Annotated in this window: 24 protein-coding genes; 8 read left to right on the top strand and 16 right to left on the bottom strand. The window is 57.6% G+C overall.

What is annotated here, in order from left to right; all coding sequences use genetic code 11:
- The first annotated feature begins 97 nt into the window (after positions 1-97).
- Positions 98-2,692: a bifunctional aconitate hydratase 2/2-methylisocitrate dehydratase gene (gene acnB / locus ACF8YQ_RS06490; RefSeq protein ID WP_396622928.1), complete on the top strand. Its 2,595-nt coding sequence runs from the start codon at positions 98-100 to the stop codon at positions 2,690-2,692.
- Positions 2,693-2,991: 299 nt separating this feature from the next.
- Here the strand turns inward: acnB and putP are convergent, their stop codons facing one another.
- The 12 genes from putP to ACF8YQ_RS06430 form a co-directional block, all read right to left on the bottom strand.
- Positions 2,992-4,482 (bottom strand): sodium/proline symporter PutP, encoded by a 1,491-nt coding sequence (gene putP, locus ACF8YQ_RS06485; protein WP_023009935.1) that lies wholly within the window; start codon positions 4,480-4,482, stop codon positions 2,992-2,994.
- A 312-nt stretch (positions 4,483-4,794) separates the two neighbouring features.
- Positions 4,795-5,574: an AraC family transcriptional regulator gene (locus ACF8YQ_RS06480; RefSeq protein WP_114434996.1), complete on the bottom strand. Its 780-nt coding sequence runs from the start codon at positions 5,572-5,574 to the stop codon at positions 4,795-4,797.
- 98 nt (positions 5,575-5,672) lie between these two features.
- A complete protein-coding gene (tmk, locus tag ACF8YQ_RS06475) occupies positions 5,673-6,317 on the bottom strand; it encodes a dTMP kinase (RefSeq protein ID WP_114434995.1) in 645 nt (214 codons plus the stop codon).
- Positions 6,314-7,384 carry an endolytic transglycosylase MltG gene (gene mltG, locus ACF8YQ_RS06470; protein WP_396622927.1) on the bottom strand — a complete coding sequence of 357 codons (1,071 nt, stop codon included), beginning with the start codon at positions 7,382-7,384 and terminating at the stop codon, positions 6,314-6,316. The genes tmk and mltG overlap by 4 nt, the downstream gene beginning before the upstream one ends.
- Positions 7,384-8,202 (bottom strand): aminodeoxychorismate lyase, encoded by an 819-nt coding sequence (gene pabC, locus ACF8YQ_RS06465; RefSeq protein WP_396622926.1) that lies wholly within the window; start codon positions 8,200-8,202, stop codon positions 7,384-7,386. Before pabC ends, mltG begins: the two co-directional genes overlap by 1 nt.
- A 6-nt stretch (positions 8,203-8,208) precedes the next feature.
- Entirely contained in the window at positions 8,209-9,456 is a 1,248-nt protein-coding gene (fabF, locus tag ACF8YQ_RS06460; protein ID WP_396622925.1) for a beta-ketoacyl-ACP synthase II, read from the bottom strand.
- 125 nt (positions 9,457-9,581) lie between these two features.
- Positions 9,582-9,815: an acyl carrier protein gene (gene acpP / locus ACF8YQ_RS06455; RefSeq protein WP_008938713.1), complete on the bottom strand. Its 234-nt coding sequence runs from the start codon at positions 9,813-9,815 to the stop codon at positions 9,582-9,584.
- 132 nt (positions 9,816-9,947) lie between these two features.
- Entirely contained in the window at positions 9,948-10,691 is a 744-nt protein-coding gene (gene fabG, locus ACF8YQ_RS06450; protein ID WP_396622924.1) for a 3-oxoacyl-ACP reductase FabG, read from the bottom strand.
- 16 nt (positions 10,692-10,707) lie between these two features.
- A complete protein-coding gene (fabD, locus tag ACF8YQ_RS06445; RefSeq protein WP_272998699.1) occupies positions 10,708-11,646 on the bottom strand; it encodes an ACP S-malonyltransferase in 939 nt (312 codons plus the stop codon).
- Positions 11,647-11,773: 127 nt separating this feature from the next.
- Complete coding sequence (gene plsX / locus ACF8YQ_RS06440; RefSeq protein WP_396623280.1) at positions 11,774-12,778, bottom strand: phosphate acyltransferase PlsX; 1,005 nt, start codon at positions 12,776-12,778, stop codon at positions 11,774-11,776.
- Positions 12,779-12,820: 42 nt separating this feature from the next.
- Positions 12,821-13,000: a 50S ribosomal protein L32 gene (gene rpmF, locus ACF8YQ_RS06435; protein ID WP_011785345.1), complete on the bottom strand. Its 180-nt coding sequence runs from the start codon at positions 12,998-13,000 to the stop codon at positions 12,821-12,823.
- A gap of 30 nt (positions 13,001-13,030) precedes the next feature.
- Positions 13,031-13,588 carry a YceD family protein gene (locus tag ACF8YQ_RS06430; RefSeq protein WP_011785346.1) on the bottom strand — a complete coding sequence of 186 codons (558 nt, stop codon included), beginning with the start codon at positions 13,586-13,588 and terminating at the stop codon, positions 13,031-13,033.
- A 141-nt stretch (positions 13,589-13,729) separates the two neighbouring features.
- On the opposite strand from ACF8YQ_RS06430, the gene ACF8YQ_RS06425 reads away from it, so the two are divergent.
- Entirely contained in the window at positions 13,730-14,323 is a 594-nt protein-coding gene (locus tag ACF8YQ_RS06425; RefSeq protein ID WP_396622923.1) for a Maf family protein, read from the top strand.
- Positions 14,324-14,336: 13 nt separating this feature from the next.
- Here the strand turns inward: ACF8YQ_RS06425 and ACF8YQ_RS06420 are convergent, their stop codons facing one another.
- Genes ACF8YQ_RS06420 through rluC form a run of 3 tightly spaced genes read right to left on the bottom strand, consistent with a single transcriptional unit; the run spans position 14,337 to position 17,133 of the window.
- Positions 14,337-15,386 (bottom strand): S49 family peptidase, encoded by a 1,050-nt coding sequence (locus ACF8YQ_RS06420; RefSeq protein ID WP_396622922.1) that lies wholly within the window; start codon positions 15,384-15,386, stop codon positions 14,337-14,339.
- A 29-nt stretch (positions 15,387-15,415) separates the two neighbouring features.
- On the bottom strand, positions 15,416-16,066 hold the full coding sequence (locus ACF8YQ_RS06415) for an HAD family hydrolase (RefSeq protein WP_023009931.1): 651 nt from the start codon (positions 16,064-16,066) through the stop codon (positions 15,416-15,418).
- Entirely contained in the window at positions 16,066-17,133 is a 1,068-nt protein-coding gene (gene rluC, locus ACF8YQ_RS06410; RefSeq protein WP_396622921.1) for a 23S rRNA pseudouridine(955/2504/2580) synthase RluC, read from the bottom strand. The genes ACF8YQ_RS06415 and rluC overlap by 1 nt, the downstream gene beginning before the upstream one ends.
- 630 nt (positions 17,134-17,763) lie before the next feature.
- Here rluC and rne point away from each other — a divergent pair.
- Together rne and ACF8YQ_RS06400 are read left to right on the top strand one after the other, a co-directional pair.
- The gene (gene rne / locus ACF8YQ_RS06405) at positions 17,764-20,934 is read left to right on the top strand and encodes a ribonuclease E (RefSeq protein WP_396622920.1); all 3,171 of its coding nucleotides are present in this window, start codon (positions 17,764-17,766) and stop codon (positions 20,932-20,934) included.
- Positions 20,935-20,936: 2 nt separating this feature from the next.
- Positions 20,937-21,479 (top strand): YecA family protein, encoded by a 543-nt coding sequence (locus ACF8YQ_RS06400; protein WP_014421126.1) that lies wholly within the window; start codon positions 20,937-20,939, stop codon positions 21,477-21,479.
- 4 nt (positions 21,480-21,483) lie between these two features.
- Here ACF8YQ_RS06400 and ACF8YQ_RS06395 read toward each other — a convergent pair whose 3' ends face one another.
- Positions 21,484-22,350, bottom strand: a complete 867-nt coding sequence (locus tag ACF8YQ_RS06395) for a PHP domain-containing protein (protein WP_396622919.1) — start codon at positions 22,348-22,350, stop codon at positions 21,484-21,486.
- A gap of 87 nt (positions 22,351-22,437) precedes the next feature.
- On the opposite strand from ACF8YQ_RS06395, the gene ACF8YQ_RS06390 reads away from it, so the two are divergent.
- The 4 genes from ACF8YQ_RS06390 to ACF8YQ_RS06375 all read left to right on the top strand — a co-directional run bounded on the left by ACF8YQ_RS06390 (position 22,438) and on the right by ACF8YQ_RS06375 (position 25,315).
- The gene (locus ACF8YQ_RS06390; RefSeq protein WP_011785354.1) at positions 22,438-22,737 is read left to right on the top strand and encodes a YciI family protein; all 300 of its coding nucleotides are present in this window, start codon (positions 22,438-22,440) and stop codon (positions 22,735-22,737) included.
- A 117-nt stretch (positions 22,738-22,854) separates the two neighbouring features.
- Positions 22,855-23,523, top strand: coding sequence for a TIGR04211 family SH3 domain-containing protein (locus ACF8YQ_RS06385; protein ID WP_011785355.1), 669 nt, complete (start codon positions 22,855-22,857; stop codon positions 23,521-23,523).
- A 5-nt stretch (positions 23,524-23,528) separates the two neighbouring features.
- On the top strand, positions 23,529-23,819 hold the full coding sequence (locus tag ACF8YQ_RS06380; protein WP_014421122.1) for a PilZ domain-containing protein: 291 nt from the start codon (positions 23,529-23,531) through the stop codon (positions 23,817-23,819).
- An 83-nt stretch (positions 23,820-23,902) separates the two neighbouring features.
- The gene (locus ACF8YQ_RS06375; protein WP_396622918.1) at positions 23,903-25,315 is read left to right on the top strand and encodes an IS1182 family transposase; all 1,413 of its coding nucleotides are present in this window, start codon (positions 23,903-23,905) and stop codon (positions 25,313-25,315) included.
- Positions 25,316-25,398: the final 83 nt, after the last annotated feature.

Raw genomic sequence — 25,398 nt, 5'->3', positions numbered from 1 at the left:
GCGTTATTCAGAGGCTCCTGCGGCCTTTTCGCCAAAAAACTCCCGCCGGGCATCACGCCCACAGCGCGGAACATTCCAACTGATGAGGGTCCATATCGTGTTAGAAGCCTATCGTGAACACGTTGCCGAACGTGAAGCCCTGGGTATTCCTCCCAAGCCCCTGAACGCCGAGCAGACCGCTGCCCTGGTTGACCTGCTGAAGAACCCGCCGGCCGGTGAAGAAGAAACCCTGGTTTACCTGCTGGAAAACCGCATTCCGCCGGGTGTAGACGAAGCAGCCTACGTTAAGGCTGCTTTCCTGTCTGCCATCGCCAAGGGTGAAGCGTCTTCCCCGCTGGTCAGCAAAGAATACGCTGTGAAGCTGCTGGGCATGATGCAGGGCGGTTACAACATCGAGACCCTGGTTGAGCTGCTGGACGACAGCGAACTGGCCGAACTGGCCGGTGAGCAGCTGAAGAAAACCTTGCTGATGTTCGACGCCTTCAACGACGTGAAGGAAAAGATGGACGCAGGCAACGCCGTTGCCAAGTCTGTGGTTGAGTCCTGGGCCAACGCCGAGTGGTTCACCAACAAGAAGAAGGTTCCCGAGAGCACCAAGATGGTGGTGTTCAAGGTTACCGGCGAAACCAACACCGACGACCTGTCTCCGGCTCCGGATGCCTGGTCCCGCCCGGACATCCCGCTGCACGCCCGCGCTGCCTATAAAATGGAACGTGACGGCCTGAAGCCGGAAGAGCCCGGCGTAACTGGCCCGATGAGCCAGATCGACGAAATCAAATCCAAGGGCCTGCCCGTTGCCTTCGTTGGTGACGTAGTGGGTACCGGTTCTTCCCGTAAGTCTGCCACCAACTCTGTTCTGTGGTTCTTCGGCGAAGACATCCCGGGCGTGCCGAACAAGCGTGCCGGCGGTGTCTGTATCGGTAACAAGGTTGCCCCGATCTTCTTCAACACCATGGAAGATGCCGGCGCCCTGGTATTCGAGGCCCCGGTCGACAACATGAACATGGGCGACGTGATCGAAATCCGCCCGTACGAAGGCAAGATCCTGAACGAAGCCGGTGAAACTATCTCCGAGTTCAAGTTCAAGTCTGACGTTATCCTGGACGAAGTTCAGGCCGGCGGCCGTATTCCGCTGATCATCGGCCGTGGTCTGACCAACAAGGCCCGCCAGGCTCTGGGCATGGGCGCTACCGACATTTTCCGTCTGCCGAAGGATCCTGAAGCTGGCGACAAGGGTTTCACCCTGGCCCAGAAGATGGTTGGCAAGGCTTGTGGTCTGCCGGAAGGCAAAGGCGTTCGTCCGAACACCTACTGTGAGCCGCACATGACCACCGTAGGCTCCCAGGACACCACTGGCCCAATGACCCGTGACGAGCTGAAAGACCTGGCGTGTCTGGGCTTCCAGGCAGACCTGGTGATGCAGTCCTTCTGTCACACCGCCGCTTATCCGAAGCCGGTTGACGTTGAAATGCAGCACACCCTGCCGGACTTCATCCGCACCCGTGGCGGTGTTTCCCTGCGTCCGGGCGACGGCATCATCCATTCCTGGCTGAACCGCATGCTGCTGCCGGACACCGTAGGTACCGGTGGTGACTCCCACACCCGTTTCCCGATGGGCATCTCCTTCCCGGCCGGTTCCGGCCTGGTGGCATTTGCCGCTGCAACCGGCGTTATGCCGCTGGATATGCCCGAATCGGTTCTGGTTCGCTTCAAAGGCGAAATGCAGCCTGGCATCACCCTGCGTGACCTGGTACACGCCATCCCGCTGTACGGCATCAAGCAGGGCATGCTGACTGTTGAGAAGAAGGGCAAGATCAACGAGTTCTCCGGCCGTATCCTGGAGATCGAAGGTCTGGAGCACCTGACTGTCGAGCAGGCATTCGAACTGTCCGACGCCTCTGCTGAGCGTTCCGCTGCCGGTTGTACCATCAACCTGTCGGAAGACTCCGTGGCTGAGTACCTGCGCTCCAACATCGTTATGCTGCGCTGGATGATTGCTGAGGGTTACGGCGATCCGCGTACCCTGGAGCGTCGCGCCCAGCAGATGGAAGAGTGGCTGAAGGATCCGAAGCTGATGCGTGCTGACAAGGACGCAGAATACGCCCACGTGATCGAAATCGATCTGGCTGACATCAAAGAGCCGATCGTGTGCTGCCCGAACGACCCGGACGACGCCAAGTTCCTGTCCGAAGTGGCTGGTGACAAGGTAGACGAAGTGTTCATCGGTTCCTGCATGACCAACATTGGTCACTTCCGTGCCGCTGGTAAGCTGCTGGAGCAACACAAGGGCGCCCTGAGCACCCGTCTGTGGATGTCTCCGCCCACCAAGATGGATCAGCAGCAGCTGATGGAAGAAGGCTACTTCAACACCTACGGCACCGCCGGTGTTCGCACCGAGATGCCGGGCTGCTCCCTGTGCATGGGTAACCAGGCACGTGTAGCACCGAAGTCAACGGTCCTGTCTACCTCTACCCGTAACTTCCCGAACCGTCTGGGTGATGGTGCCAACGTGTACCTGACCTCCGCGGAACTGGCTGCTGTGGGCGCGGTACTGGGCAAACTCCCGACTCCGGCGGAGTACATGGAGTACGCCAAGGACCTGAACAGCATGTCCAAAGAGATCTACAAGTATCTCAACTTCGACCAGATGGAAGAGTACACCCAGAAGGCGTCTGAGGCTTCCGTAGCCTGAGATCTTCTGAGGTAGCCTACCTCTGATCTGAAAACGCCAGCCTTCGGGCTGGCGTTTTTTTGTGTCCCGGTAAACCAAAACAATTGCTACCCAGGGAAATCTGCGCCTGTACTACGCCGGCGTGGGGCGGGTATGTCTTTTCTGCAGGGAAAAAGATGTCTGAGCGCAGCGAGTTATTTTTCCCGGAAGAAAGGACATACCCACCCCGCGACCCGCCCCCAGAACCCGAATTCCTGCACAAAAAAGGGCTCCCCGCGGGGAGCCCTTATCAGAACACTGATTGTTACCAGTGAATTCTGTTACCGCTCGATGTGCTGGTACTCACCGGCATCGGAAGTGGCCAGAGTCACCACAACAATAGCGATAAACGCAGCAATGAAGCCCGGGATAATCTCATACACACCCGGGCCGCCCATGAACTCACCGTTCCAGCCCAGAGAGATCCAAATCATCACCGTTGCTGCACCTACGATCAGACCAGCCAGCGCGCCTGCACCGTTGGTACGCGGCCAGGTCAGGGCCAGGATGATCAGAGGACCGAAGGCAGCACCAAAGCCCGCCCAGGCGTTACTGACCAGCCCCAGAACCTGGGAATCCGGATCAGACGCGATAAAGGCTGCCACCAGGCCAACCGCCACAACACAGGCCCGGCCAACATTGACACACTCTTTATCCGTGGCTTCCTTGCGCAGGAACAAACGGTAGAAGTCTTCGGTCAGCGAGGCGGAGGAAACCAGCAACTGACTGGAGATGGTACTCATGACTGCCGCCAGCAGAGCGGCGTACAGGAAACCGGTAATCAGCGGGTGGAACAACAGATCTGACAGAACAATGAAAATGGTTTCCGGATCAGCAACGTCCAGACCATTCCGCACAGCGTAGGCGCGGCCAAACACACCCAGCGCGATCGCGCCAATCAGGGAGATGCCCATCCAGGACATACCGATGTTACGGGCAGTCCCTACCTCACCCACGGTACGGATAGCCATGAAACGCACGATGATGTGCGGCTGGCCGAAATAGCCGAGCCCCCAGGTAACCGCCGACAGCCAGCCAATCACCGTGAGCCCTTCCGTCCACGACAGGAGGGTTGGATCCACACTGTTCAGGGTCTCTGAAGCCTGGGCGAAACCACCACCGCCTTCGCCGAACAGCACCACTGCAGGCATGATGACCAGAGCGAGCATCATGATGCAGCCCTGCACGAAGTCCGTCATGCTCACCGCGAGGAAGCCGCCGACCACGGTGTACGCCAGCACCACACCCAGGGTGATCACAATACCGGCGGCATAGTCGCTCATTCCACCGAAGTTAAAGATACCAGCGAAGGCGCTTTCAAACAGCTTGCCGCCGGCAACCAGGCCAGAGGCGGTATAAACCGCGAAGAACAGCACGATAACGATGGCGGATACTGTCCGCAGCGGCAGAGCCTTGGTTGGGAAACGGTTGGCCAGAAACGCCGGGATGGTGAGTGCATTGCCATAATGCACGGTCTGCTCCCGCAGCCGGGGTGCAACCACAACCCAGTTAATGAAAGCACCAACAAACAGACCGATACCAATCCAGGCCGAGGCCAGACCGGTAACATAGAGGGCGCCGGGCAAACCCAGCAGCAACCAGCCACTCATGTCTGATGCGCCGGCTGACAAAGCCGCAACTTTAGGACTGAGGGCACGGCCCCCCAGCATGTAATCCTCAGCAGTGGCTGATGATGTGCGCATGGCCCAGAGGCCAATTACGATCATCAGGGCGAAATACGCAAATAGACTGATCCAAACTCCAATAGCCATATGGCTCCTCCGGTTTTATGAGTCGGATAAGATCCGCTCGATTGGCACAACACCAGATCAAAGATCGGCACTGTGTGCCGTTTTTTTGTATGTCTCGGATTCGTCAGACCTGTAGCAAGAATCAACTTGCCGGGATTCCTCATTGAATATAGCTGATCGCCAGATCTTTGCGACCAGCCAGCTCAGCTCCGGAGCCTCGGTCCTCGGGCGATATAAATTAGTATTACTACGGATTCGAGGCTTACAAAATCCTACGATTATTTTGCAGAATCCTACGGGACTGACGTCAAAACCTACGAATCCGTGCCCGAATCAGGCCACATGTTCATTAAGCTGTAGCCTCGAGGGTGTAATACCCCGGTGTTTTCTGAGCGCGTTGGTCAGCGCACTTTGCGATGAAAAGCCCGTGCGATAACTGATTTCAGAAACCGAAAGCGAGGTCGAGGAAAGCAGCCCAACGGCCTGATCGAGGCGGGTCTGCAGCAGAAACTGATGCGGCGTGGTCCCGGTAACCTGACGAAAAATTTCGTGAAACCGGCTCACACTCAGGCATGCGACACCGGCCAGATCCTGAACGGTTATCTTGCGGTGAAGATTGCCGACGATATAGCGGCGGATGTCCTCGGGGTTGAGACTGTTTCTGTTACTGGAAACGGGGGGCCGGTCGACGATGCGCTCAGCCATGCAATGAAGAATACTGGCGGCGAGGTGCTGATGCAGCGCCCGGTTATCCGGTGAACGGTCGAATTCACCGGCGGCAAACTGAACCAGGCCTTGAATACGGTTGTCCATCTGCACCGTACGGGGCTTCTCAAACAGGCGCATCAGTTTGTCGTAGTCTGAGTGTAGCGGTGTCGACAGTGCTGCACCGAACGGATCGACATTGATGACCAGCACGTGGTTTTGCTGATCGCCGCAATAATCGTGGCGCGCCTCTGTAGGTACCAGACAGGCTTTCCAGGTGTCGAGGCAGGCGCCGGATCCATCAATGCTCAGCTCCGCCTGCCCGCGCACACCCACCACAATCTGGTGGTGTTCATGGTGATGCTGTTGGGCAGCCGTGGGTAGCTTCAAAAGTTTCGCATTGAGCATTACTACTGAAAGCCGTTATCGAGAATGTTCCTCAATTAAAGCAGAACATTACAAAAAGTGCACGAAAACACCGGGATTCGCCAGCGATCTGTCTGCTGTCAGTCAGAAACCGGCAGTTTTGCCAATGCGGTCAGGAGAGCTGACACACTCTCGGATACCTGCTCGAGGGGTAAGGCGGCGTTTACCACATGGTAGCGCCCGGGCATTTCCGTCGCGCGCTCCAGATAGGTTTCCCGTATCCGCTGAAAAAATGCCTGCGCCTCCTGCTCAAACCGGTCAAGCTCACCGCGCTTTCGAGCACGAGCCATACCGGTTTCCACAGGCGCATCCAGCAGGATAACGTGGTCCGGACGCACCTCGCCCTGAACCAGAGCCTCAAGCAACGCAATCCGTTCTCTGGCGACGCCTCGGCCACCACCCTGATAGGCGAAGGTAGCATCGGTAAACCGGTCACAGAGCACCCACTTACCGGCGGAAAGTGCCGGGAGGATTCTGTTATAGAGGTGCTGAGCCCTGGCGGCAAACATCAGCAGCAGCTCGGTGGTTTCGTGTACTGGCTCTTCTCTGGGGGCGAGCAACAGCTCACGAATGCTTTCTGCCATGGGGGTACCACCTGGCTCACGGGTAACAATGTAGTCAATGCCAAGTCGATCCAGGGTTTTCGCAGCGTTATCCAGCTGTGTCGACTTGCCAACCCCTTCGGTACCCTCGAATGTAATGAATCGCCCTCTGGCCAAAATCATTGCTCTCCGTTACTGCTGGTTTCAGAACCCGGGGCCGGGAACGAACGGTAATCTTCCCGACGGTTCAGCTGGAACTCACGCACGGCTTTCTGGTGTTCGGCAAGCGTGCGGGAAAACTTGTGGCTGCCATCACCCCGGGCGACGAAGTACAGGGCATCGCCGTCATCCGGATGCAACGCAGCGTGAATGGACTCTCGCCCCGGTAACGCAATGGGCGTTGGCGGCAGGCCATCAATGCGATACGTGTTATAGGGTGTCCAGGTACGAAGGTCACTGCGGCCAATCCGGCCCCGGTACTTGTCCCCCATGCCGTAGATGACGGTTGGATCCGTCTGCAGGCGCATACCCTTCTGCAGGCGCCGGACGAACACACCGGCCACCTGTTGTCGCTCGCCGGCCACTCCGGTTTCACGCTCCACAATCGACGCCATGATCAGTGCCTCATAGGCGTTGTCGTACGGAAGCCCTTCCTCACGGTTCTGCCACTCTTCCTCAAGGACCTCGGTCATGATGTTGTAGGCCCTTTTGAGAATATCGAGATCGGTTTCACCACCGTGAAACAGGTAGGTATCCGGGAAAAACCAGCCCTCGGGATGCTGCCCTTCGGCTCCCAGAGCCGCCATGATCTCCTCATCCGTCCAATCGGTGCTCTGCCTGGTGAGCCTGTCGGTGCGCGCCAGCGCTGCCCGCATCTCGGCAAAGGTCCAGCCCTCGATAAACTGCACGGACCAGAGCTTGACCTTACCTTCTACCATCTGGTTGATCATGTCGACCGGGGTCATACCAGAGGTGAACTCGTAGTCCCCAGCCTTGATCAGGGTCTGCTCCGGGTTCAGGCGCCCGTGGATTCGCAGCCAGAGCGGATCATCCACAAACCCTTGCGCAGTCAGTGCCCGCGCCACTTGGCCAAACGCCGTACCGGGCTCAACAGAAAACAGGGTCGGCTCGTCAAGGACAACCGGATTCTCAAGCGTTTTCAGCCCCTGCCAGAGCCAGAGACCACTGCCGGCAACCGCCAGGACAGCAAGAGCAACAATACCTACGAGAAGCTTTTTGAACACGCGCATCAATCCGGTCGCTTATGGGGGTCACAAATTGTCGCAAGCCGGTTGTCCAGAGGCAAATCATGGCCCGCCAGATTGCGAACCGGAACAACTCCAAGCACGCTATTGGTCAGGTACAGACCCTGGCATTCGCGGCCCAGCAGGTCCTCCACCTGCAGTTCACATTCCCGGAACGGCTCACCCGCCGCGAGCAGGCATTCGATCACCTTTCGGCGCATCACACCGGAAACCGCCAACGAGGCCGCCGGAGGTGTTCTCCAACCATCAGGGCCATGCAGGAATAAATTGGTTCGGGTACCTTCAACCACATGCCCTGCCGCGTTGGTCATCAGCAATTCAAACGTTGGATCCTTCATCTCACGGGCCGCCATGACCTGCTCCAGCCGATTGAGGCTCTTGATGCCAGACAGGAGTGGATTGACCGTCAACGGTACCCGGGAAAAGTCCACCATAACCCCGGTTTCGGGCGGTAGCGGAGGAAGAACAGAATGGAAAAGATACAGATGGGGGCTGACATCAGCTGCCGGCCGGTATCCGCGGCCACCGCTGCCGCGGGTTACCACCAGTTTGAGCACCCAGTGGCTGATGCCATGAATGGCGCCATAGCGCTTCATTGCATTGGCAACCGCTGACTCCAGTTCGGGCCGACTCAGACGAATACCCAGGCGCCCGGCATCCCGCACCAACCGGTCAAGGTGATAGACCAGCAAAGGCGCGGAATCCCCGTTCACCCTGATGGTTTCGAACAGGCCATCTCCATATGCCAGCCCCCGGTCACCAGGGAGCAGGCAGTCGTCGTCTGCCCAGTAGAGCTTCAACACCCGGGCTCAACCCTCGTAGCGGCTGACGATCAGGGTCCCATTGGTGCCGCCAAAGCCGAACGAATTCGACAACGCGACCTTCACATCGGCATCTCTGGATTTGTGTGCCACAAAGTCCAGATCACAACCTTCATCCGGATGATCAAGGTTGATGGTGGGCGGCAACACCCCGTCCCGGACTGCCAATACCGAGAATATAGCCTCAACTGCACCCGCGGCGCCCAGCAGGTGTCCGGTCATGGATTTGGTGCTGCTCATGGCCAGTTTTTCCGCATGGCTGCCAAACACCGATTTGACTGCAGCCACCTCAGCCACATCGCCAACCTGAGTAGAGGTTCCATGGGCATTGATGTATCCGACCTGGTCCAGGCTGATGCCGGCATCGCGGATAGCATTCTGCATGGAGCGTGCCGCGCCCTCACCATCGGCCGGGGGCGCCGTGATGTGGTGGGCATCATCGCTCATGCCAAAGCCGATAACTTCGCCGTAAATGGTTGCTCCACGCGCCCTGGCGTGTTCCAACTCTTCCAGAACCACAACGCCGGCACCATCACTGAGCACAAAGCCGTCGCGGTCACGGTCCCAGGGACGACTGGCCTTTTCCGGCTCATCGTTGCGGGTCGACAGGGCCCGGGCGGAGGAAAATGCCGCCACGCCGCTGCGTGTGGTCGCCATTTCAGAGCCGCCGGCCAGCATGACATCGGCATCGCCGTAGGCGATGGTTCTGGCGGCATAGCCGATATTGTGTGTTCCGGTGGTACAGGCGGTCACGATCGCAATATTCGGCCCCTTGTAGCCGAAACGGATCGCCGCATTACCGGAAATCATATTGATGACGGATGCCGGCACAAAAAACGGCGAAACCTTGCGCGGGCCGGCCTTATCCATCTGAAGAACGTTCTTTTCGATGTATTCGAGGCCACCGATACCTGAACCTATGGCAATCCCTACCCGCTCCTTGTCGAGCTTGCTGTATTGCTCAAGGCCGCTGTCATCTACCGCCTGCTGCGCTGCAATCAGACCATAGTGAATAAAGGCATCCAGCTTTCGTGCTTCCTTGCTGGACAACCAGGGCTCCATATCAAGATCCTTGACGGCACCGCCAATGCGAGTGGTGTACTCGGACGCGTCAAAGCGGTCAATCAGTCCGATGCCACTGCGTCCGGCACGAATGGCTTCCCAGGAAGACGTCACATCATTCCCCACCGGAGAAAGCATACCCATTCCCGTGATGACAACCCGTCGCTTGCTCATATCCCCAATCACCCGATTGTTCCGTGTCTGATGGTTCACTATTGGCCAATATCCGGCCAATAAAAAAGCCGTCCTTCAATAAGCCCAAAGGACGGCTTTTGCCTGGCTATCTGATTCGCAGGGTATCAGGTGTGCGCGACGATGTAGTCGATCGCGTCCTGAACGGTGCCCAGCTTTTCGGCCTCTTCGTCAGGAATCTCGGTCTCGAATTCCTCTTCCAGGGCCATAACCAGCTCAACAGTGTCCAGTGAGTCAGCGCCAAGATCCTCTACAAAAGAAGATGTGTTCTGAACTTCGGACTCTTTCACGCCCAACTGCTCACATACAATCTTCTTAACGCGCTCTTCAACTGTACTCATAATGTCCTCACTTTATGTGTCAACCAAGCAACTCTATGGCTGCCAGTTTAGTTTAAACCCTACCTGCAAACAAGCAGGGATTCTGTCAAACATGTTGTGCGACAAGGGGTTGCACACCAGCCCGGAACGGACTTAACCCATGTACATGCCGCCATTCACATGAATGGTTTCTCCGGTTACGTAAGCGGCGCCTTCCGATGCCAGGAAAGCCACCACAGCGGCAACCTCCTCCGGCGACCCCAGGCGACCAGCCGGTATGATTTCCAGCATAGCCTCACGCTGCTTATCGTCCAGTTTTTTGGTCATGTCTGTGTCAATAAAACCAGGTGCCACGCAGTTCGCCGTGATACCGCGGTTAGACATTTCCTTGGCCAGGCTACGGGTAAAGCCTTCAACACCGGCCTTAGCCGCACAGTAGTTGCCCTGCCCGGGATTCCCCATACCAGCTACCACCGAGCTGATATTAATGATTCTGCCCCAACGGGCTTTCGCCATACCGCGCAAGACCGCCTTGCTGGTGCGATAGACGCTGGACAGATTGGTTTCCAGAACCTCAGACCAGTCGTCGTCTTTCAAGCGCATCAGAAGGTTATCACGGGTGATGCCGGCATTATTGACCAGAATCAGGGGCGCACCTGATTGCTCGGCAAGCTGCTTGAGGCCAGCCTCGATGCTCTCGGGCTCTGCCACATTCATAACAATTCCATAGCCACTGAAACCCGCTTCTTTCAGGCCATCGGTAATGGCCTGGGCGCCCTCGGCACTGGTCGCGGTACCCACCACTTCGGCTCCCTGCCGGGCAAGCTCATGAGCAATGGCTTTGCCAATGCCCCGACTGGCGCCGGTTACCAATGCAACTTTGCCTTCCAAAGACATAATTCACTCCGTGTAATCAGGACTGACCAAAGGCCTTAAGGGCTTCAGCCAGAGAATCAGGACTCTCGATACCGTGAACCGGCAGAGAACGATCGATACGCTTGATCAATCCGGCCAGCACCTTGCCGGCGCCACACTCAACAGCCACACCCACCCCTTCGGTGGCCAGTCGCTGTACCGAGTTTGTCCACAGCACCGGAGAGTATAGCTGCTTGAGCAGATTGGCTTTCAGGGCCTCCGCATCCCGCGCCGGCTCGGCATTGACATTCTGAACTACCGGAATGACAGCATCGTTAAAGCGGATATCCTCAAGAGCTTCCGCCAACTGTTCCGCCGCTCCCTTCATGAGCGCACAGTGGGAGGGAACCGAGACCGGCAACGGCATGGCCTTGCGGGCACCTTTGGCTTTGCAGGCTTCAATGGCCCTTTCAACGGCCGCTGCGCTACCGGCAATAACCACCTGGCCCGGCGCGTTAAAGTTCACTGCGGCAACCACATCACCCTCAGCAGACTCCTCACACGCCGACACCACATCCGAGTCCTCAAGACCCAGAATGGCCGCCATACGCCCCTGCCCTTCAGGCACGGCATCCTGCATCAGTTCACCGCGCAGCTGAACCAGCTTTACAGCTTCAATAAAATCCAGACTTTCCGCCGCCACCAGGGCGCTGTATTCACCCAGACTGTGGCCAGCAACAAAATCCGGCCGGGGGCCGTCAGATACACACCACTGCCGCCACAGCGCAACACTTGCGGTCAGCAGAGCAGGCTGAGTAACCATGGTTTTATTGAGCTCTTCGGCGGGGCCATGCTGACAAAGATGCCACAGGTCATAGCCAAGAACGTTGGACGCCTCGTCAAACGTTTCGGTGATCATCGGCCACGCTTCAGCGGCAGCAGATAACATGCCGAGTGACTGGGAGCCTTGTCCGGGAAAAACAAACGCTGATTTCATAAGCGGAATCTTATCGTCATTGAAGGGTTACTGAAGATTAGCCAATAGTACACTCAGGGCCAATTATCCGCGAATAAGAGCCGGGATGCGGGACGACTTTAGTCGCGCTCCCGGTAACGAGGAGGGATCATAACATCAGATCATCGAGTCTTTCGTTGATCCTTCGTGGCACTTCCAGCTGAACCTCACGAACGGCCTGCCGGATCGCCGCCAGCATCGCCCGCTCATTGGCGTTGCCGTGACTCTTGATGACCACACCCTGCAACCCGAGCAGACTGGCGCCATTGTGCCTGGAAGGGTCCATCAATTGCAGAAGTCGCCCGATAATCGGCCTGGCCAGCAAGCCCACAAAACGACCGTACATGGAGCGTGTGAATGCCTGCTCCAGCAATTCGATCAACAGGCCGGCAACCCCCTCTCCGGTCTTGAGGGCTATATTGCCCACGAAACCGTCACACACTACAACATCGGCGACATTGCGAAAAAGGTCACTTCCCTCGACATAACCGATGTAGTTGATGGTGTCGCACTGGGCCAGCATGTGTGATGCGAGCCGGACCTGTTCATTACCCTTGATTTCTTCCTCACCGACATTCAGCAGTGCCACCCGTGGCTCGGACTGGCGGCAGATAGCGGATGCCATCAGGGACCCCATCAGGGCGTACTGGTAGAGATTCTCCGCTGTGGAATCGACGTTGGCACCAAGATCCAGGACATGGCAACGGCCACGCAGAGAGGGGATCAGCTTTGCGATGGCAGGACGTTCAATCCCGGGATACATCCGAATGATCGAGCGACCGAATGCCATCAGCGCACCGGTATTTCCGGCACTGACACAGCCCTGCGCTTCTCCGTCCCGCACGAGACTGAGCGCAATGGCCATAGAGGAGTTTTTCTTGTGGCGGAGGGCATGGGAAGGCCGCTCATTCATACGAACTACGTCGGCAGCCTCAACAATGCGAATACGGGCATGCCCCTCATGCAACAAAGCCTCGAGCTCGCTCCGGATTCCCACCAGAACAAGACTCAAGGCTTCGTTTTCACGCACTGCTTCCAGCGCAGCATGGACGACAACCGCGGCACCGCGATCACCGCTCATAGCATCAATGGCAATGGTGACCGGCGTGTTCACCACTCGTCCATGCGGCACAGGTCAGAAGAAATTCCCGACGAATTACTCGTCGCGAGCCTCAACTACCTGCTTGCCACGGTAGAAACCGTCTGGAGACACGTGATGGCGACGATGAACTTCACCAGTTGTTGCGTCGGTAGACAGAGCAGCAGCACTCAGTGCGTCGTGTGAACGGCGCATGCCACGCTTTGAACGAGTTTTGCGATTTTGCTGTACAGCCATGGTTATGCTCCTGACCTATTTTCGAATACGTTAATGCTTTGTCGTCTTAAGTCCCGCCAGAACACTGAACGGGTTCTCTTTTCTTTGCTCTGTCTCGGGCTCTTCGGCAGCCTCGGGCTCTTCGAGCGCTTCAAGATCTTCTTTTGCCGGACACTCCTCCCGCTCGTGGAGCGGAAATGGCGGCAGCACCAGAAGCAACTCGTCTTCCACCATTGCCCAGAGATCGGCGTTGAAATCTTCTACCAGAAATGGCTCCAACGCTTTCGGCAACCGCTGCGCCTGCTCATCACTGATGACCAGACCGAGATCAAAACGGGATTCCAGAGTCACCTGCATGTCACCCATGCAGCGCTGGCATTCCAGAATGACCGGCGCAGACAACTCACCCGACACTATCCGGCGACGCTCCCCATCCCGATAGAAAGACAGCTTTACGCTGCACTCACCATCTTCTGGCAGTCCCGGCACAGCTTCACGAAAACGAGAAAGCCCCCTGAAAGGAATCACCCCTTCAAGCGTTGTGTTCTGCTCTGCCAACTTGTTCGGGTCGACAGATCTGGGCAGTTCGACGATCGGCGCTTTGGACATAGGCGCGCAATTTTAGGGGCGAGACCAGCCTCTGTCAAAGACTTAATCGACTTTCTACCGGGCCTTTCGCCCGGAATAGGGGTATTTTACGATATCAGCCCGAAAGAACTCCCATATCCAACCGACCGGACCTGAAACCCTATGCTTCCTCCCAAGCTGCTACTGGCCTCTTCCTCACCCTACCGAAAGCAATTGCTGGCCCGGCTCAACCTTGCGTTCGACACTGCCAGCCCCGACATCGACGAAACACCCATTCCAGGAGAAGCAGCCGAAGCCCTGGCCGTCCGACTTGCAGAAAGCAAAGCAAAAGCTCTCGCCCCGCGCTTTCAGGACCATATCATCATCGGCTCCGACCAGGTGGCGGCATTACCGGATGGCAGCCTGCTGAGCAAACCCGGCCGCTACGACACAGCAAAACAGCAATTGATGCGAAGCAGTGGCAACCGGGTGCGCTTTCTCACCGGTCTGGCCGTTCTGGATACCCGAAGCGGCAACCTTCAAACGCACTGCGAACCGTTTGAGGTGCACTTCAGGGACTTACAGGAAGAGGAAATTGAAGGCTACCTGCAGAAAGAGCAGCCTTACGACTGCGCGGGCAGCTTCAAGATGGAAGGTCTTGGCATCGCCCTTTTCAGCCGCCTTCAGGGCGACGACCCCAACAGTCTGATCGGCCTGCCGCTGATTGCGCTCACCCGTATGCTGAGAGAACTGGGCATCAATCCATTGCTGGACTGATGCCCGAGGCAACTTATCGGAGCTCCAGTCGTGACTCCATCAACCGGGTTGCGACACCTTCACCAACGGCCACCCCCAGCTGATCCACAAACTCCTGAAAAGGAGAGCGGCTGCGACTGTAATCGACAAGCTCCTCTTCGCCCACCAACTGGCGCGCGACCCAGGATGAACTGCCCAGACCATCTACAAGTCCCAGCTCTACCGCCTGCTCACCACTCCAGACCAGACCACTGAACAGCCGGGGATCATCCGCAAGGCGATCGCCCCGCCCCTGTCTGACCGCTTCAATGAACTGCTTATGGGTGTTTTCAAGCACGCCTTGCCAGAACGCAACATCTTCCTCCTGCTCCGGCGAGAACGGGTCCAGGAAAGCCTTGTTGTCGCCTGCGGTATAAAGACGACGATCCACGCCAATCTTTTCCATCGCCTCAGTGAAGCCAAAACCACCGGCCACTACACCAATCGACCCGACCAGACTTGCCCGGTTGGCGTATATCTCATCGGCTGCTGCGGCAATGTAATAAGCGCCCGATGCGCCAATATCAGAAATCACCGCGTAGATCTTCTTGTCGGGATACTCCTCCCTCAACCGCTTGATCTCATCATAGACATAGCCGGACTGCACCGGACTGCCACCCGGGCTATTAATCCGCAGCACAACCGCCTTCGAGCTCTCGGCCTCAAACGCGGCACGCAATGCCCCGACCAGGTTATCTGCGCTGGCCAGCTCATCAGCAGCAATTGGGCCATTCAACTCTACCAGCGCGGTATGGCTCCCCACTGTGGCCCCGACGCCTTCTCCGAATGGAGCACGAATCATGAACAGCAGCGCAAACAGATATCCGAACGTGAGCAGCTTGAAGAAAATACCCCAACGACGGCTGCGCCGCTGCTCCGCCTGCAAGGACATCACCAGCTTTTCGATCAGACGCCAATCACGCCCCGTCTCCGGCGGCATCGACGGCTTCCTGCCGCCAAACAAGCCACCTCGGGCGCCCCGGGCTTCTGGCTCAACGGGCTTATCACCCCACTCCGACTGCTTATCCGAATCCCACTCGCTCATCCGTATTCCTTACTTGCAACGTCCTACTATTAGCGCAGACCCAACACCTTCCGGAGGTCCGCCACTGAATTCACCACTGCATGGGGATCATAGGTCTCAAGCACATCCCGTTTGTGCACCCCCCATTCCACACCAATCGAGGGCATACCAATACGCTGAGCCATCTCCAGATCGTAACGGGTATCGCCAATCATCACAGCCTCTTCCGGTTCATAGCCGTAGAACGCCAGAATTTCCTCCAGCATCAACGGATGCGGCTTGGACCGGGTTTCATCCGCACAGCGCGTGATATCAAAATGCGACCCCAGACCACTGGAGGTCAACGCCAATTCAAGACCCCGCCGACTCTTGCCAGTCGCCACCGAACACCCACGCCCGGAACCCCGGAGATCGGCAACCACATCGGCCATGCCGTCGAACACATTCTGGGGCGTGGTCACCTTCTTGAAGAAGTAACCCGCATAACCTTCACGGATACGAACCATCTCCTCACGACTCAGCCCCGGGTACAGCTTCTCCAGCGCCTCAATCATGCCCAGACCAATAATGTCGCGATAGGCCTCTCGCTCCAGCTCTGGATACCCCAGCTCCGTTGCTGCCTGGTGCAGGCTGTCAGCGATATGGTCCACTGAATCAATCAGCGTTCCGTCCCAGTCAAAAATAACGACTTTTACCTTCATTAAGACCGCTTCCCGCTTCGCTTGGTCAATTCTTCGAGCACCCCGGAAAAGGGCCCGTCGTATACTGCTTCCAGCCGCATGGGCTCGCCCGAACCCGGAAGCGAAAACTCAAGAGCCCTGGCGTGCAACATCAAGCGCTGCCCACCAATGGCCCGGAAAGCTTTCAGGCTCGCATCATCCATATACTTGTCATCGCCGGCAATCGGATGACCCGCCCAGGCACTGTGTACCCGAATCTGGTGAGTCCTGCCGGTCACCGGCGATGCCTCAACAAGACTATACCCCTGAAATCGCTGCAAACAGGCAAACAAAGTCAGGGAACTCTTGCCCTCCTCACTGACCCGAACCCGACGCTCGCCATTAGGCATCTCAAAACGCAACAGCGGCTCAGCAACACGATCAACATTTTCCGGCCAACTTCCGACCACCAGAGCGTGGTAATACTTGCGAATCCGCTTCTGCCGCAGCTCATCCTGCAAAAACCGCAGAGCAGAACGCTTTTTAGCCACCATTACCAGACCAGACGTATCGCGATCCAGACGATGAACCAGCTCCAGGAACCTGGCTTCCGGCCGGGCCGACCGCAACACTTCAATCAAACCGAAACTCAGTCCGCTTCCGCCATGAACCGCTATACCGGAGGGCTTGTTCACCACCAGCATTTCATCGTTTTCGAAAACGACCGCAGCCTCCATAACCCCCTGCACCCGACTGCCGGGCTTGGGCTGCTCCGCCCTGGCTTGCTGCACCAGCGGCGGAATTCTGACCACATCCCCCGGATTAAGACGGGTATCAGGCTTTACACGCCCCTTGTTTACCCGCACCTCACCCTTTCTGACAATGCGGTAGACAATGCTTTTGGGCACCCCCCGCAATCGTGCAAGCAGGAAATTATCCACCCGCTGCCCTGCCATATCCTCATCAACGGTAATCCACTGAACCTCTGTCGCCACCTTTCCCGGAACACGATCAGTCCCCGTTTTTACAACGGCCTTTCCGACTTCACGGACCTTCCCACTGGAGGGGCGACGACCCTTTGTCTTACGGGAATCGGGGGAGCGCGACATGTAAACCCTTGCGTTGATGAATTGCGGCATCGTATGGCCGCCCCTGCATACCGGGACGGACGCAACTGAGGAGTTGCCTGCCCACGCCGTACCTGCTATATTCCGGCGTGCTCTGCCGTTTGTCTACGGCCTGACGAACTCTGGTCAGAAGCCGGAGCGGCTGCAGTATACCGATACTGATTAAGAGTTTGAACGCTGCAAAACCAATCATTAACGGATGCAGCGGGAAACAGACTCCCGGAATCACAGGCCAGACCGAGAAAGGCTGTTACCTGCTCCGGGAGAGGAAAACCGACTGGAAAACCGTCGGGCGACATCGCGAAGAATCATTGCCACGCAAACCCGGGCCGTCCAGCAAACCAATACGACGTGAGACCCAGGGGTTTGTGTGAACCTGAAACGGATATTATGCGTCAACAGACTCTCACCCTATTCGACCTCGACCTGCCCACCGGCAGGCGGGATGTCGGCGGTGGTCTCAGACACCCAGGATTGCACCCCATAAGGGTATGATCCGTCTGGCCGCCGGCCTGCCTGCTGTAAAGGGCCCGCGGCACGCACATCCTGCTTCGCTGATGCGAATCCCCCCGGTTTTCTGTCACCAACAAACGACAGGAACCCTTTCTTTCCATGAAAAGAATGCTGATCAATGCAACTCATCCCGAAGAGTTGCGCGTCGCGCTGGTTGACGGCCAACGGCTGTTCGACCTTGATATCGAATCCAGTACCCGCGAACAGAAAAAGGCCAACATCTACAAGGGCCGCATTACCCGGGTAGAACCCAGCCTTGAAGCGGCTTTCGTTGACTTTGGCGCAGAGCGCCACGGCTTCCTGCCCCTGAAGGAAATCTCCAAAGAGTATTTCAAGAAATCGCCCGGGCAGATTGAGGGCAAAATCAACATCAAGGATGTTGTCTCTGAAGGTCAGGAAGTGATCGTTCAGGTCGACAAGGAAGAGCGTGGCAACAAGGGCGCCGCCCTGACCACTTTCATCTCCCTGGCTGGCCGTTATCTGGTGCTGATGCCGAATAATCCCCGTGCAGGCGGTATCTCACGCCGGATTGAAGGCGATGACCGAGCCCAGTTGAAAGAGGCCATGAACGGTGTCCAGGTGCCGAAGTCCATGGGCATTATTGTGCGTACTGCCGGTATTGGCCGCACCACCGAAGAGCTCCAGTGGGACCTCGACTACCTGGTACAGTTCTGGGAAGCCATTACCCAGGCGGCTGGCGAGCGCAAAGCGCCTTTCCTGATCCACCAGGAAAGCAATGTCATCATCCGCGCCGTGCGCGATTACCTCCGCCAGGATATCGGCGAAGTCCTGATCGATGCCGATAACGTTTACGAAGACGTGTTGAGCTTCGTTCGGGCGGTCATGCCCACCTTCGAGAACAAGATCAAGCTGTACAAGGACGAAATCCCTCTGTTCAGTCGTTACCAGATCGAAGGCCAGATCGAAACGGCGTTCCAGCGCGAAGTGAAACTGCCCTCCGGCGGCTCGATTGTCATCGACCCGACCGAAGCCCTGGTGTCCATTGACATCAACTCATCCCGGGCCACCAAGGGTCAGGATATTGAAGAAACGGCCCTGCAGACCAACCTTGAAGCGGCCGAAGAAATCGCGCGGCAACTGCGCCTGCGGGATATGGGCGGCCTGATCGTTATCGACTTCATCGACATGACGCCAGCCAAACACCAGCGGGAAGTCGAGCAGAAGATGCGTGAAGCGCTGGAACTCGACAGGGCCCGCGTTCAGGTTGGCAAGATCTCGCGTTTCGGCCTGCTGGAAATGTCACGCCAGCGTCTGCGTCCCTCACTGGGCGAGACCCGCAGCGAGGTTTGCCCACGCTGTGAAGGCCAGGGCACCATCCGGGGTATCGAATCTCTAGCGCTGAGCATCATGCGCCTGATCTACGAAGAATCCTCCAAGGAGAAGACCGCAGAAGTACGAGCCATGGTGCCGGTTTCTGTGGCCACCTTCCTGCTGAACGAAAAACGCAAGCAGCTGGCCGACATTGAAGCCCGTCAAGGCGTAGCGGTTGTGGTCGCACCTGTGCCCAACATGGAAACGCCGCACTTCGAGATTCTGCGCCTGCGTCAGGACGAAACCTCTCCAGAGCATGTCTCCAGCCATCAGGTAGCTCAACAGTACAGCGAGCGCGAGGAAGAGGCAGCCGTAGAAGTTGCAAGTGCCGAGAAACCGGTGCGCGAACAGGCCGCCGTGAAAGCTATCCGCCCCTCTGCGCCAGCCCCAACACCGACAGCCGCTGCGCCAACGGCTGCTGCTGAGCAGGAAGAAGGCCTGTTCCGCAAACTGGGCAAGAAGATCGCGTGCTTCTTCCGGGGCGAAGAACCGGAGCAGGAAGCCAGCCGCGACACCAACCGCAATCGGAGTGAAGAGCGTCGGAACCAGGCGCGCCAGGATCGCCGCAAATCCCGCGTTGCCCGCGATGACCAACGCTCCGGCGGCAACCGCAGCGGCAACGATCGCCGCCAGGGTAGCCAGCAGAACCGTGGCGACGACAACCGGGGCCGCAATCGTGGTGGCCGTGGTGACGATCAGAATCGCGGTGAACGCGGTGGCCAGAACCGTTCCAACCGGGACGACCGCTCTGGCGACAGCAAGGGCAACGACAACCGCCGGGACAACCGCAAGGACTCACAGGGTCGCGGCCAGAACCGGAACCGTCCCCAGCGTGACCAGAAAGGCCCGCAGGACAACCGGGAACAGCAGGAGTCCCAGAAGGGACCTTCCAACGACAAGCAGGGCGGTGACGACAAGCAACGCAAACCACGCCGGCAACGTAACCGGGACGGCTCCCCCGCCGAGACGCCGGCATCTACGCCAGCAGCACGCAAAGCGGAACGCAGCGAGAAGCACCAGAAAGATACCCAGCCGGAAAAAGCGGCTGACAAGACTGCTGCTGTGGACGCTAAAGCCAGTGAGCCGCACGTAGATAAAGCCGAGCAAGCGGCCGCAACAACGCCTGAAGCCAAGGCTGCGCCAGAGAGCCGCAAGCCTGAACAACAGGAAATGGCCGAGAAGCCGGAGACCAAAACCGAACAGGCCGAGCAAAAAGAGGCTCCGTCAGCAGAAGACAAGCCTGAAGCAAAGGATGAGAGCAGCCGCAAAGAAAAGTCTGACGGCCGCAGAGGCCGCAGCTCCGGCCGCCAGCGCAAGCCTCGCTCTGCGGACAGCGCCGAAAAATCCGATGGTGCTGAAGACAAGGGTGACAAGGAGAGCTTGACGGCAGAAGCCGAGCAGAAACAGGCTGTCAAGCCTGAGTCTGCCGAGCAGGTAACCGGAAAAGACGCCGAAAAGCCTGCAGAAAAAGCCAGCGCCGAACCTGCCAAAGACGAGGAAAAAGAACCGGCGAAAGCAGAGCCCAAGGCACCCCAGCAAGCCAAGGCTGACTCACCGAAATCGGCTGAGCCCAAAACCGGTGCAGCTTCTGACCAGAAGCCTGCCGAGGGCAAAACCGAGAAAGCGCCGGAACAGAAGGCCGAGACCGAGAAACCCGAGCCAAAAGCGGAGACCGCGCCGGAAAAACAGGCCGAATCCGCCAGCGAAAAACCCGCTGACAAACCAGAGCAGCCTTCGGAGCCTGCAAAAGCCAAGCCAGCTCCGGCTAGCGAAAAGCCAGCGGAGCAGAAAGAAGAGGCTCAGGAAGCCAGTGCCCCGGAAGGTATCCCGGTGACTCCGGGCCGGGCCTATAATGACCCAAGAGAGGTCCGCAAGCGCCAACGCGCGGCCGAAGAAGCCAAAAAGGCAGAAGAGGCCAAGCAGGCCGGGAGCAACTGATCATGCTGAGCAACTCGGACATCGAAGCGCTGGAAGACATTCTGTTCGCAGAACCCTGGGGGGATCATGCCCTGGACTTTTTCGGGTTCCACGGCGTGGTGTGTGCCAGCGTGATCGGGCCGGTCAGCCTGAAGGCGGAAGATCTCTTCCGCCTTGCCACCGGCACCGATCAGCTGCCGGATACCGGCATTCCTGACACCTTTACCCATTGTGTAAATGAGCTTGCACGGGATATGGCCCACGCCCTGGATATGGGCCAGCCACTGGAGCTGCCGGAGCCAGAAGACGGCGACCCGATGAACGCTCTGGAAAACTGGTGCGCGGGCTTTGTCGATACCTTCCTCGAGCACGAGGAGGCCTGGCTTCAGGCTGCGGATGAGGATGAAGTGGCGGACCTTATGGTGCCGATGCTGACACTGTCCGGCCTGTTTGAGGACGAGGACTTCCAGAAAGTCCGGAATGACGAGAAGCTGTCAGCCAAGATGGCAGAGGCCATCCCGGACTCTCTGACCGATCTCTACCTGCTGTTCCACGCACCGGACTGAAGCCTCAGGCTTCAATCGGTTGCCGAAAATGATGCCAGACGGGCTCCAGCCCCTCTGGCATTTTCATTATGCGCCCCAGCTCACACCAGGGAGCTCCAGGGAAGTGAAAATCACTGCCCTGCGAGGCCCAGAGTTTTTCCCGCCGCGCCAGCTCGGCCACAAACCCCAGATCGCCACTGGACTGGCCTGATACTGACACTTCAATGCCCTGCCCTCCGGCACGGCCGAAATCCGCAGTCAGCGCCCTTAAACGGGTTGCGGTAAGACGGTATTTTCTGGGGTGGGCCAGCACAGCAATTCCGCCGGCCGACACAATCCATTGCACCACCTCCGACAACTCTGGCCAACACGCCTTCACATCCCCGGGTTTGCCTGTACCCAGATACCGTTTGAACGCATGCGCCACCTTGGGTACGACACCGTCTTCTACCAGTACCTCGGCAAAATGCGGGCGCCCGGGCACCTCCCCTCCGGCCACTTTCGTCGCCCGCTCAAGGAGCTGGTCCACGTTCAGGCGGCTTAGCCTGTCGGCTATCATCCGAGCCCGCTGCCAGCGGTTCTCGTTCTGGCGCTCAAGTGCGGCGAGAAACGCGGGATCACGTTCGTCAAAATCGAGCCCGACCACATGAATGGTATGGCTACGCCAGACACAGGAAAGCTCCACACCGTTAATCAGGGACAGGCCGGAACCTGACGCCGCGCTTCTCGCCACCTCAAGGCCAGCGATGGTGTCGTGATCGGTCAACGCCAGATGGCTAACCCCCTGCTCAACGGCTCTGGCTACCAGAGCCTCGGGAGACAGCGCGCCATCGGATGCCGTGCTATGGCAATGCAGATCAATGCACGTTCTGGAGTCTTGGGGTATAGTCACGAACATTCCTGATTAACGAAACGGGCACCAGTGTAGCAGCCTTCAGGCAGTGCCCCTAACCTCAGCTGATCGCAGACCGGAGAACCCATGTATTACGCCATCATCAGCGAAGACATTGCCAACAGCCTGCCCCTGCGCAAAGAAGCCCGGCCTGCCCACCTGGCCCGACTGGAACAGCTCAAGGCCGAAGGCCGGTTACTGGTAGCTGGCCCCCATCCGGCCATTGATTCGCCCGATCCGGGCGAAGCAGGCTTCAGTGGCAGCCTGGTCATCGCTGAGTTCGAATCGCTGGAGAAAGCTCAGGCCTGGGCCGATGCCGATCCCTATGTCGATGCCGGCGTGTATGAAAAAGTAATCGTCAAACCCTACAAGGTAGTGCTGCCCTGAACAAAGCGGCCGCCAGCATGAGCGGATTGTAACGCTCAGGTGCTTGAATAGCGGCCACCTTGTGACAGAATTGCGGGTTTAAATCATCAGTAATATCACTATCAGGGAACGTACTCCGTGACACCGCTCCGTCTCCTTTTCAGCCTTGTGCTTATTGTCAGCTCCGTTTCCGTTGCGCAGGCGCGCACCGTCTGGGTCGATGATCAGCTTTACCTGCCTGTGCGCTCGGGCGCTGGCAGCCAGTACCGGATCATCGAAAACGCGGTTCCCAGCGGAACGCCACTGGAAGTTCTCGAGACCGGTGAGAGCTATACCCGCGTACGCACCCCGAAAGGCACCGAAGGCTGGGTATCGAGCCAATACCTGAGCAATGAACCCATCGCCGCAGACCAACTACGAAGAGTCAGCCAGCAGCTGGATGCGGCACGGGCCGAGCTGACCGAAACACGGCAGCAACTGGCAACCGTTACCGAAGAACGAAATTCTCTGCAGAATGCCGAGAATAATCTTTCCAATCGAGCGGAAGACCTGCAAACTGAACTACAACGCATCAAGAATATTGCCGCTGACTCCATCAATCTTGAGCGTCGTAACCGTGAATTGCGCGAAGAAAACCAGAAACTGCGGAATGATCTGGAAGTACTGACAGCGGAAAACGAGCGTCTTGAGGCCAGCAAGGAATCTGATTTCATGCTTCTGGGCGCGGGCCTCGTGTTTGGCGGCGTACTGCTGGCCCTGATCATTCCCATGCTCAAACCGACAAGAAAAACCGACAACTGGGCGTAAAGGTGATGAAAGATTACTCTGAGAAGCGCGACTTCCATCGTATGCAGGTGAACAGCACCATCACGATTATCGGCAACGATGGTGAAACCCACACCGGTATCTGCCGGGATCTCAGTGCCGCCGGTATGCAAGTAGCAGTGGAACGACCGTTCAGGATTGGCGAAGAGCTGAGAACCCGAATGGAGTCCGCTGGGGATCAGTTCCCGCCCCTGGAGACGCTCGGTGAGGTGGTGCGTTGCGAGCCGGATGGTGATGGTTATCTGCTCGGAATCAACATCATAGAAGTGACCCAATAAAAAACGGCGGCCCAAAGGAGGCTGTGTGAAAACAGCCTCCGAAGCTGGCAAAATAACCGCGACATGGCTCGCGGTTATTTTTTATGAGGCATCTTGAAGGCACCCCTCGAAGTCAGGCGCTGTTGCTCCCACCCAGCGTTGAAGATTATGTCCCCGAAGATCACCCGGTTCGCGTCATTGATGCGTTTGTGGATTCACTGAATTTGTCAGAGATGGGGTTCAGGAAAGCTCAGACGGCTCATACCGGCCGCCGCCCTTACCACCCCGGCGATTTGCTCAAGCTTTATATCTACGCCTACCTCAACCAGACCAGCAGTACCCGACGGCTGGAAAAAGAATGTCATCGCAACCTGGAAGTGCTCTGGCTGATGAAGCAGCTGGCACCGGATTTCAAGACCATCGCGGACTTCCGTAAAGATAACGGTGACGCGGTCAAGAAGGTGTGCCGGCAGTTCATTGTGTTCTGCAAACAGGCAGGACTGGTCAGTGGCCAGTTGGTGGCGATTGATGGCAGCAAGTTCAAAGCGGCCGCCAGTAAAGACCAGGCTGTTACCCGCAAGCAGCTGGAGAAGCAGCTGGGCAAGCTGGATCAGAAAATTGATCGTTATCTCGCTCAGCTGGCGGCATCGGAACAAGGTGATGACGCCGATCTGAACCGTGACAAAGTATCCGAAGCCTTGGCTTATCTGGAAACCCACAAGGCGGAACTGCAGGATGAGCTGAAGACGCTGGTCGATGAGGATAAGACTCAGCTCTGTCGTACAGAGCCGGACGCCAAGCTGATGAAATCTGGCCGGGAAGGCACGGTGGTGGGCTACAACGCGCAGAATGCCGTTGACGAGGAATACCAACTGATCGTTCACCACGACCTGACACAGGCAGGTAGCGATAACCAGCAACTGAAACCGATCGCCCAAGAGACCCATGATGTACTGGAGGGCAGACTAGAAACCCTCGTTGCCGATGCCGGCTACTCCAACGGTCAGCAGATCAAAGAGCTTCAGTCTTCTGGGTACGATGTGGCAGTGCCATCGAACCGGGCGGTCAACAATCAGGGAAACGGCGAGTACTTCCAGAAACGTGACTTCACCTATTTGCCCGAAGAGGACGCTTACCTCTGCCCTGCTGGAGAGCGGCTGCCTCACAAGACGGTGAGCAACAAGGATCGTCTGCATCTGTACGCACGTTCAGGCTGCAATCAATGCCCGCTCCAGAGCCAATGCACCAAGGCGGATAGACGCTGGGTCACACGCCACTTCAATGAAGAGGCTCTGGAGAAAGCAACGAACGCCGCCACACCTGAGCGGATGATCCGTCGGATGGCTACCGTTGAGCCGACCTTCGCTACACTCAAGAGAATGCTGAATAAAGGGAGATTTACCTGCTGGGGTCTGAGTTCTGCCAGTAGTGAATACAGTCTGGGGGTGCTGAGTTACAACCTGATGCGGGCGATCAACGTGCTGGGCGTGAAGGGGATGCTGGCAAGGCTGGCTTGAGGCGCTTAGGCCTCTTTATTGCCTGTAAATATAGGCTGATTGAAAGCAAAAATGCCCCGGACGATGTCCGAGGCATTTTGCGG

Source organism: Marinobacter sp. W-8 (assembly GCF_044342215.1).
GTDB classification, from domain to species: Bacteria; Pseudomonadota; Gammaproteobacteria; order Pseudomonadales; family Oleiphilaceae; genus Marinobacter; species Marinobacter nauticus.
Note: the sequence above shows the minus strand (reverse complement) of the source record. Positions and strands in the feature narration are given on the sequence as shown.

Excerpts from the sequence above, each read along its gene's own strand:
- putP (WP_023009935.1), bottom strand. The coding sequence starts at position 4,482 with ATGGCTATTGGAGTTTGGATCAGTCTATTTGCGTATTTCGCCCTGATG.
- ACF8YQ_RS06480 (WP_114434996.1), bottom strand. The coding sequence starts at position 5,574 with ATGCTCAATGCGAAACTTTTGAAGCTACCCACGGCTGCCCAACAGCAT.
- tmk (WP_114434995.1), bottom strand. The coding sequence starts at position 6,317 with ATGATTTTGGCCAGAGGGCGATTCATTACATTCGAGGGTACCGAAGGG.
- mltG (WP_396622927.1), bottom strand. The coding sequence starts at position 7,384 with ATGCGCGTGTTCAAAAAGCTTCTCGTAGGTATTGTTGCTCTTGCTGTC.
- fabF (WP_396622925.1), bottom strand. The coding sequence starts at position 9,456 with ATGAGCAAGCGACGGGTTGTCATCACGGGAATGGGTATGCTTTCTCCG.
- acpP (WP_008938713.1), bottom strand. The coding sequence starts at position 9,815 with ATGAGTACAGTTGAAGAGCGCGTTAAGAAGATTGTATGTGAGCAGTTG.
- fabG (WP_396622924.1), bottom strand. The coding sequence starts at position 10,691 with ATGTCTTTGGAAGGCAAAGTTGCATTGGTAACCGGCGCCAGTCGGGGC.
- fabD (WP_272998699.1), bottom strand. The coding sequence starts at position 11,646 with ATGAAATCAGCGTTTGTTTTTCCCGGACAAGGCTCCCAGTCACTCGGC.
- rpmF (WP_011785345.1), bottom strand. The coding sequence starts at position 13,000 with ATGGCTGTACAGCAAAATCGCAAAACTCGTTCAAAGCGTGGCATGCGC.
- ACF8YQ_RS06430 (WP_011785346.1), bottom strand. The coding sequence starts at position 13,588 with ATGTCCAAAGCGCCGATCGTCGAACTGCCCAGATCTGTCGACCCGAAC.
- ACF8YQ_RS06425 (WP_396622923.1), top strand. The coding sequence starts at position 13,730 with ATGCTTCCTCCCAAGCTGCTACTGGCCTCTTCCTCACCCTACCGAAAG.
- ACF8YQ_RS06420 (WP_396622922.1), bottom strand. The coding sequence starts at position 15,386 with ATGAGCGAGTGGGATTCGGATAAGCAGTCGGAGTGGGGTGATAAGCCC.
- ACF8YQ_RS06415 (WP_023009931.1), bottom strand. The coding sequence starts at position 16,066 with ATGAAGGTAAAAGTCGTTATTTTTGACTGGGACGGAACGCTGATTGAT.
- rluC (WP_396622921.1), bottom strand. The coding sequence starts at position 17,133 with ATGTCGCGCTCCCCCGATTCCCGTAAGACAAAGGGTCGTCGCCCCTCC.
- rne (WP_396622920.1), top strand. The coding sequence starts at position 17,764 with ATGAAAAGAATGCTGATCAATGCAACTCATCCCGAAGAGTTGCGCGTC.
- ACF8YQ_RS06400 (WP_014421126.1), top strand. The coding sequence starts at position 20,937 with ATGCTGAGCAACTCGGACATCGAAGCGCTGGAAGACATTCTGTTCGCA.
- ACF8YQ_RS06390 (WP_011785354.1), top strand. The coding sequence starts at position 22,438 with ATGTATTACGCCATCATCAGCGAAGACATTGCCAACAGCCTGCCCCTG.
- ACF8YQ_RS06380 (WP_014421122.1), top strand. The coding sequence starts at position 23,529 with ATGAAAGATTACTCTGAGAAGCGCGACTTCCATCGTATGCAGGTGAAC.
- ACF8YQ_RS06375 (WP_396622918.1), top strand. The coding sequence starts at position 23,903 with ATGAGGCATCTTGAAGGCACCCCTCGAAGTCAGGCGCTGTTGCTCCCA.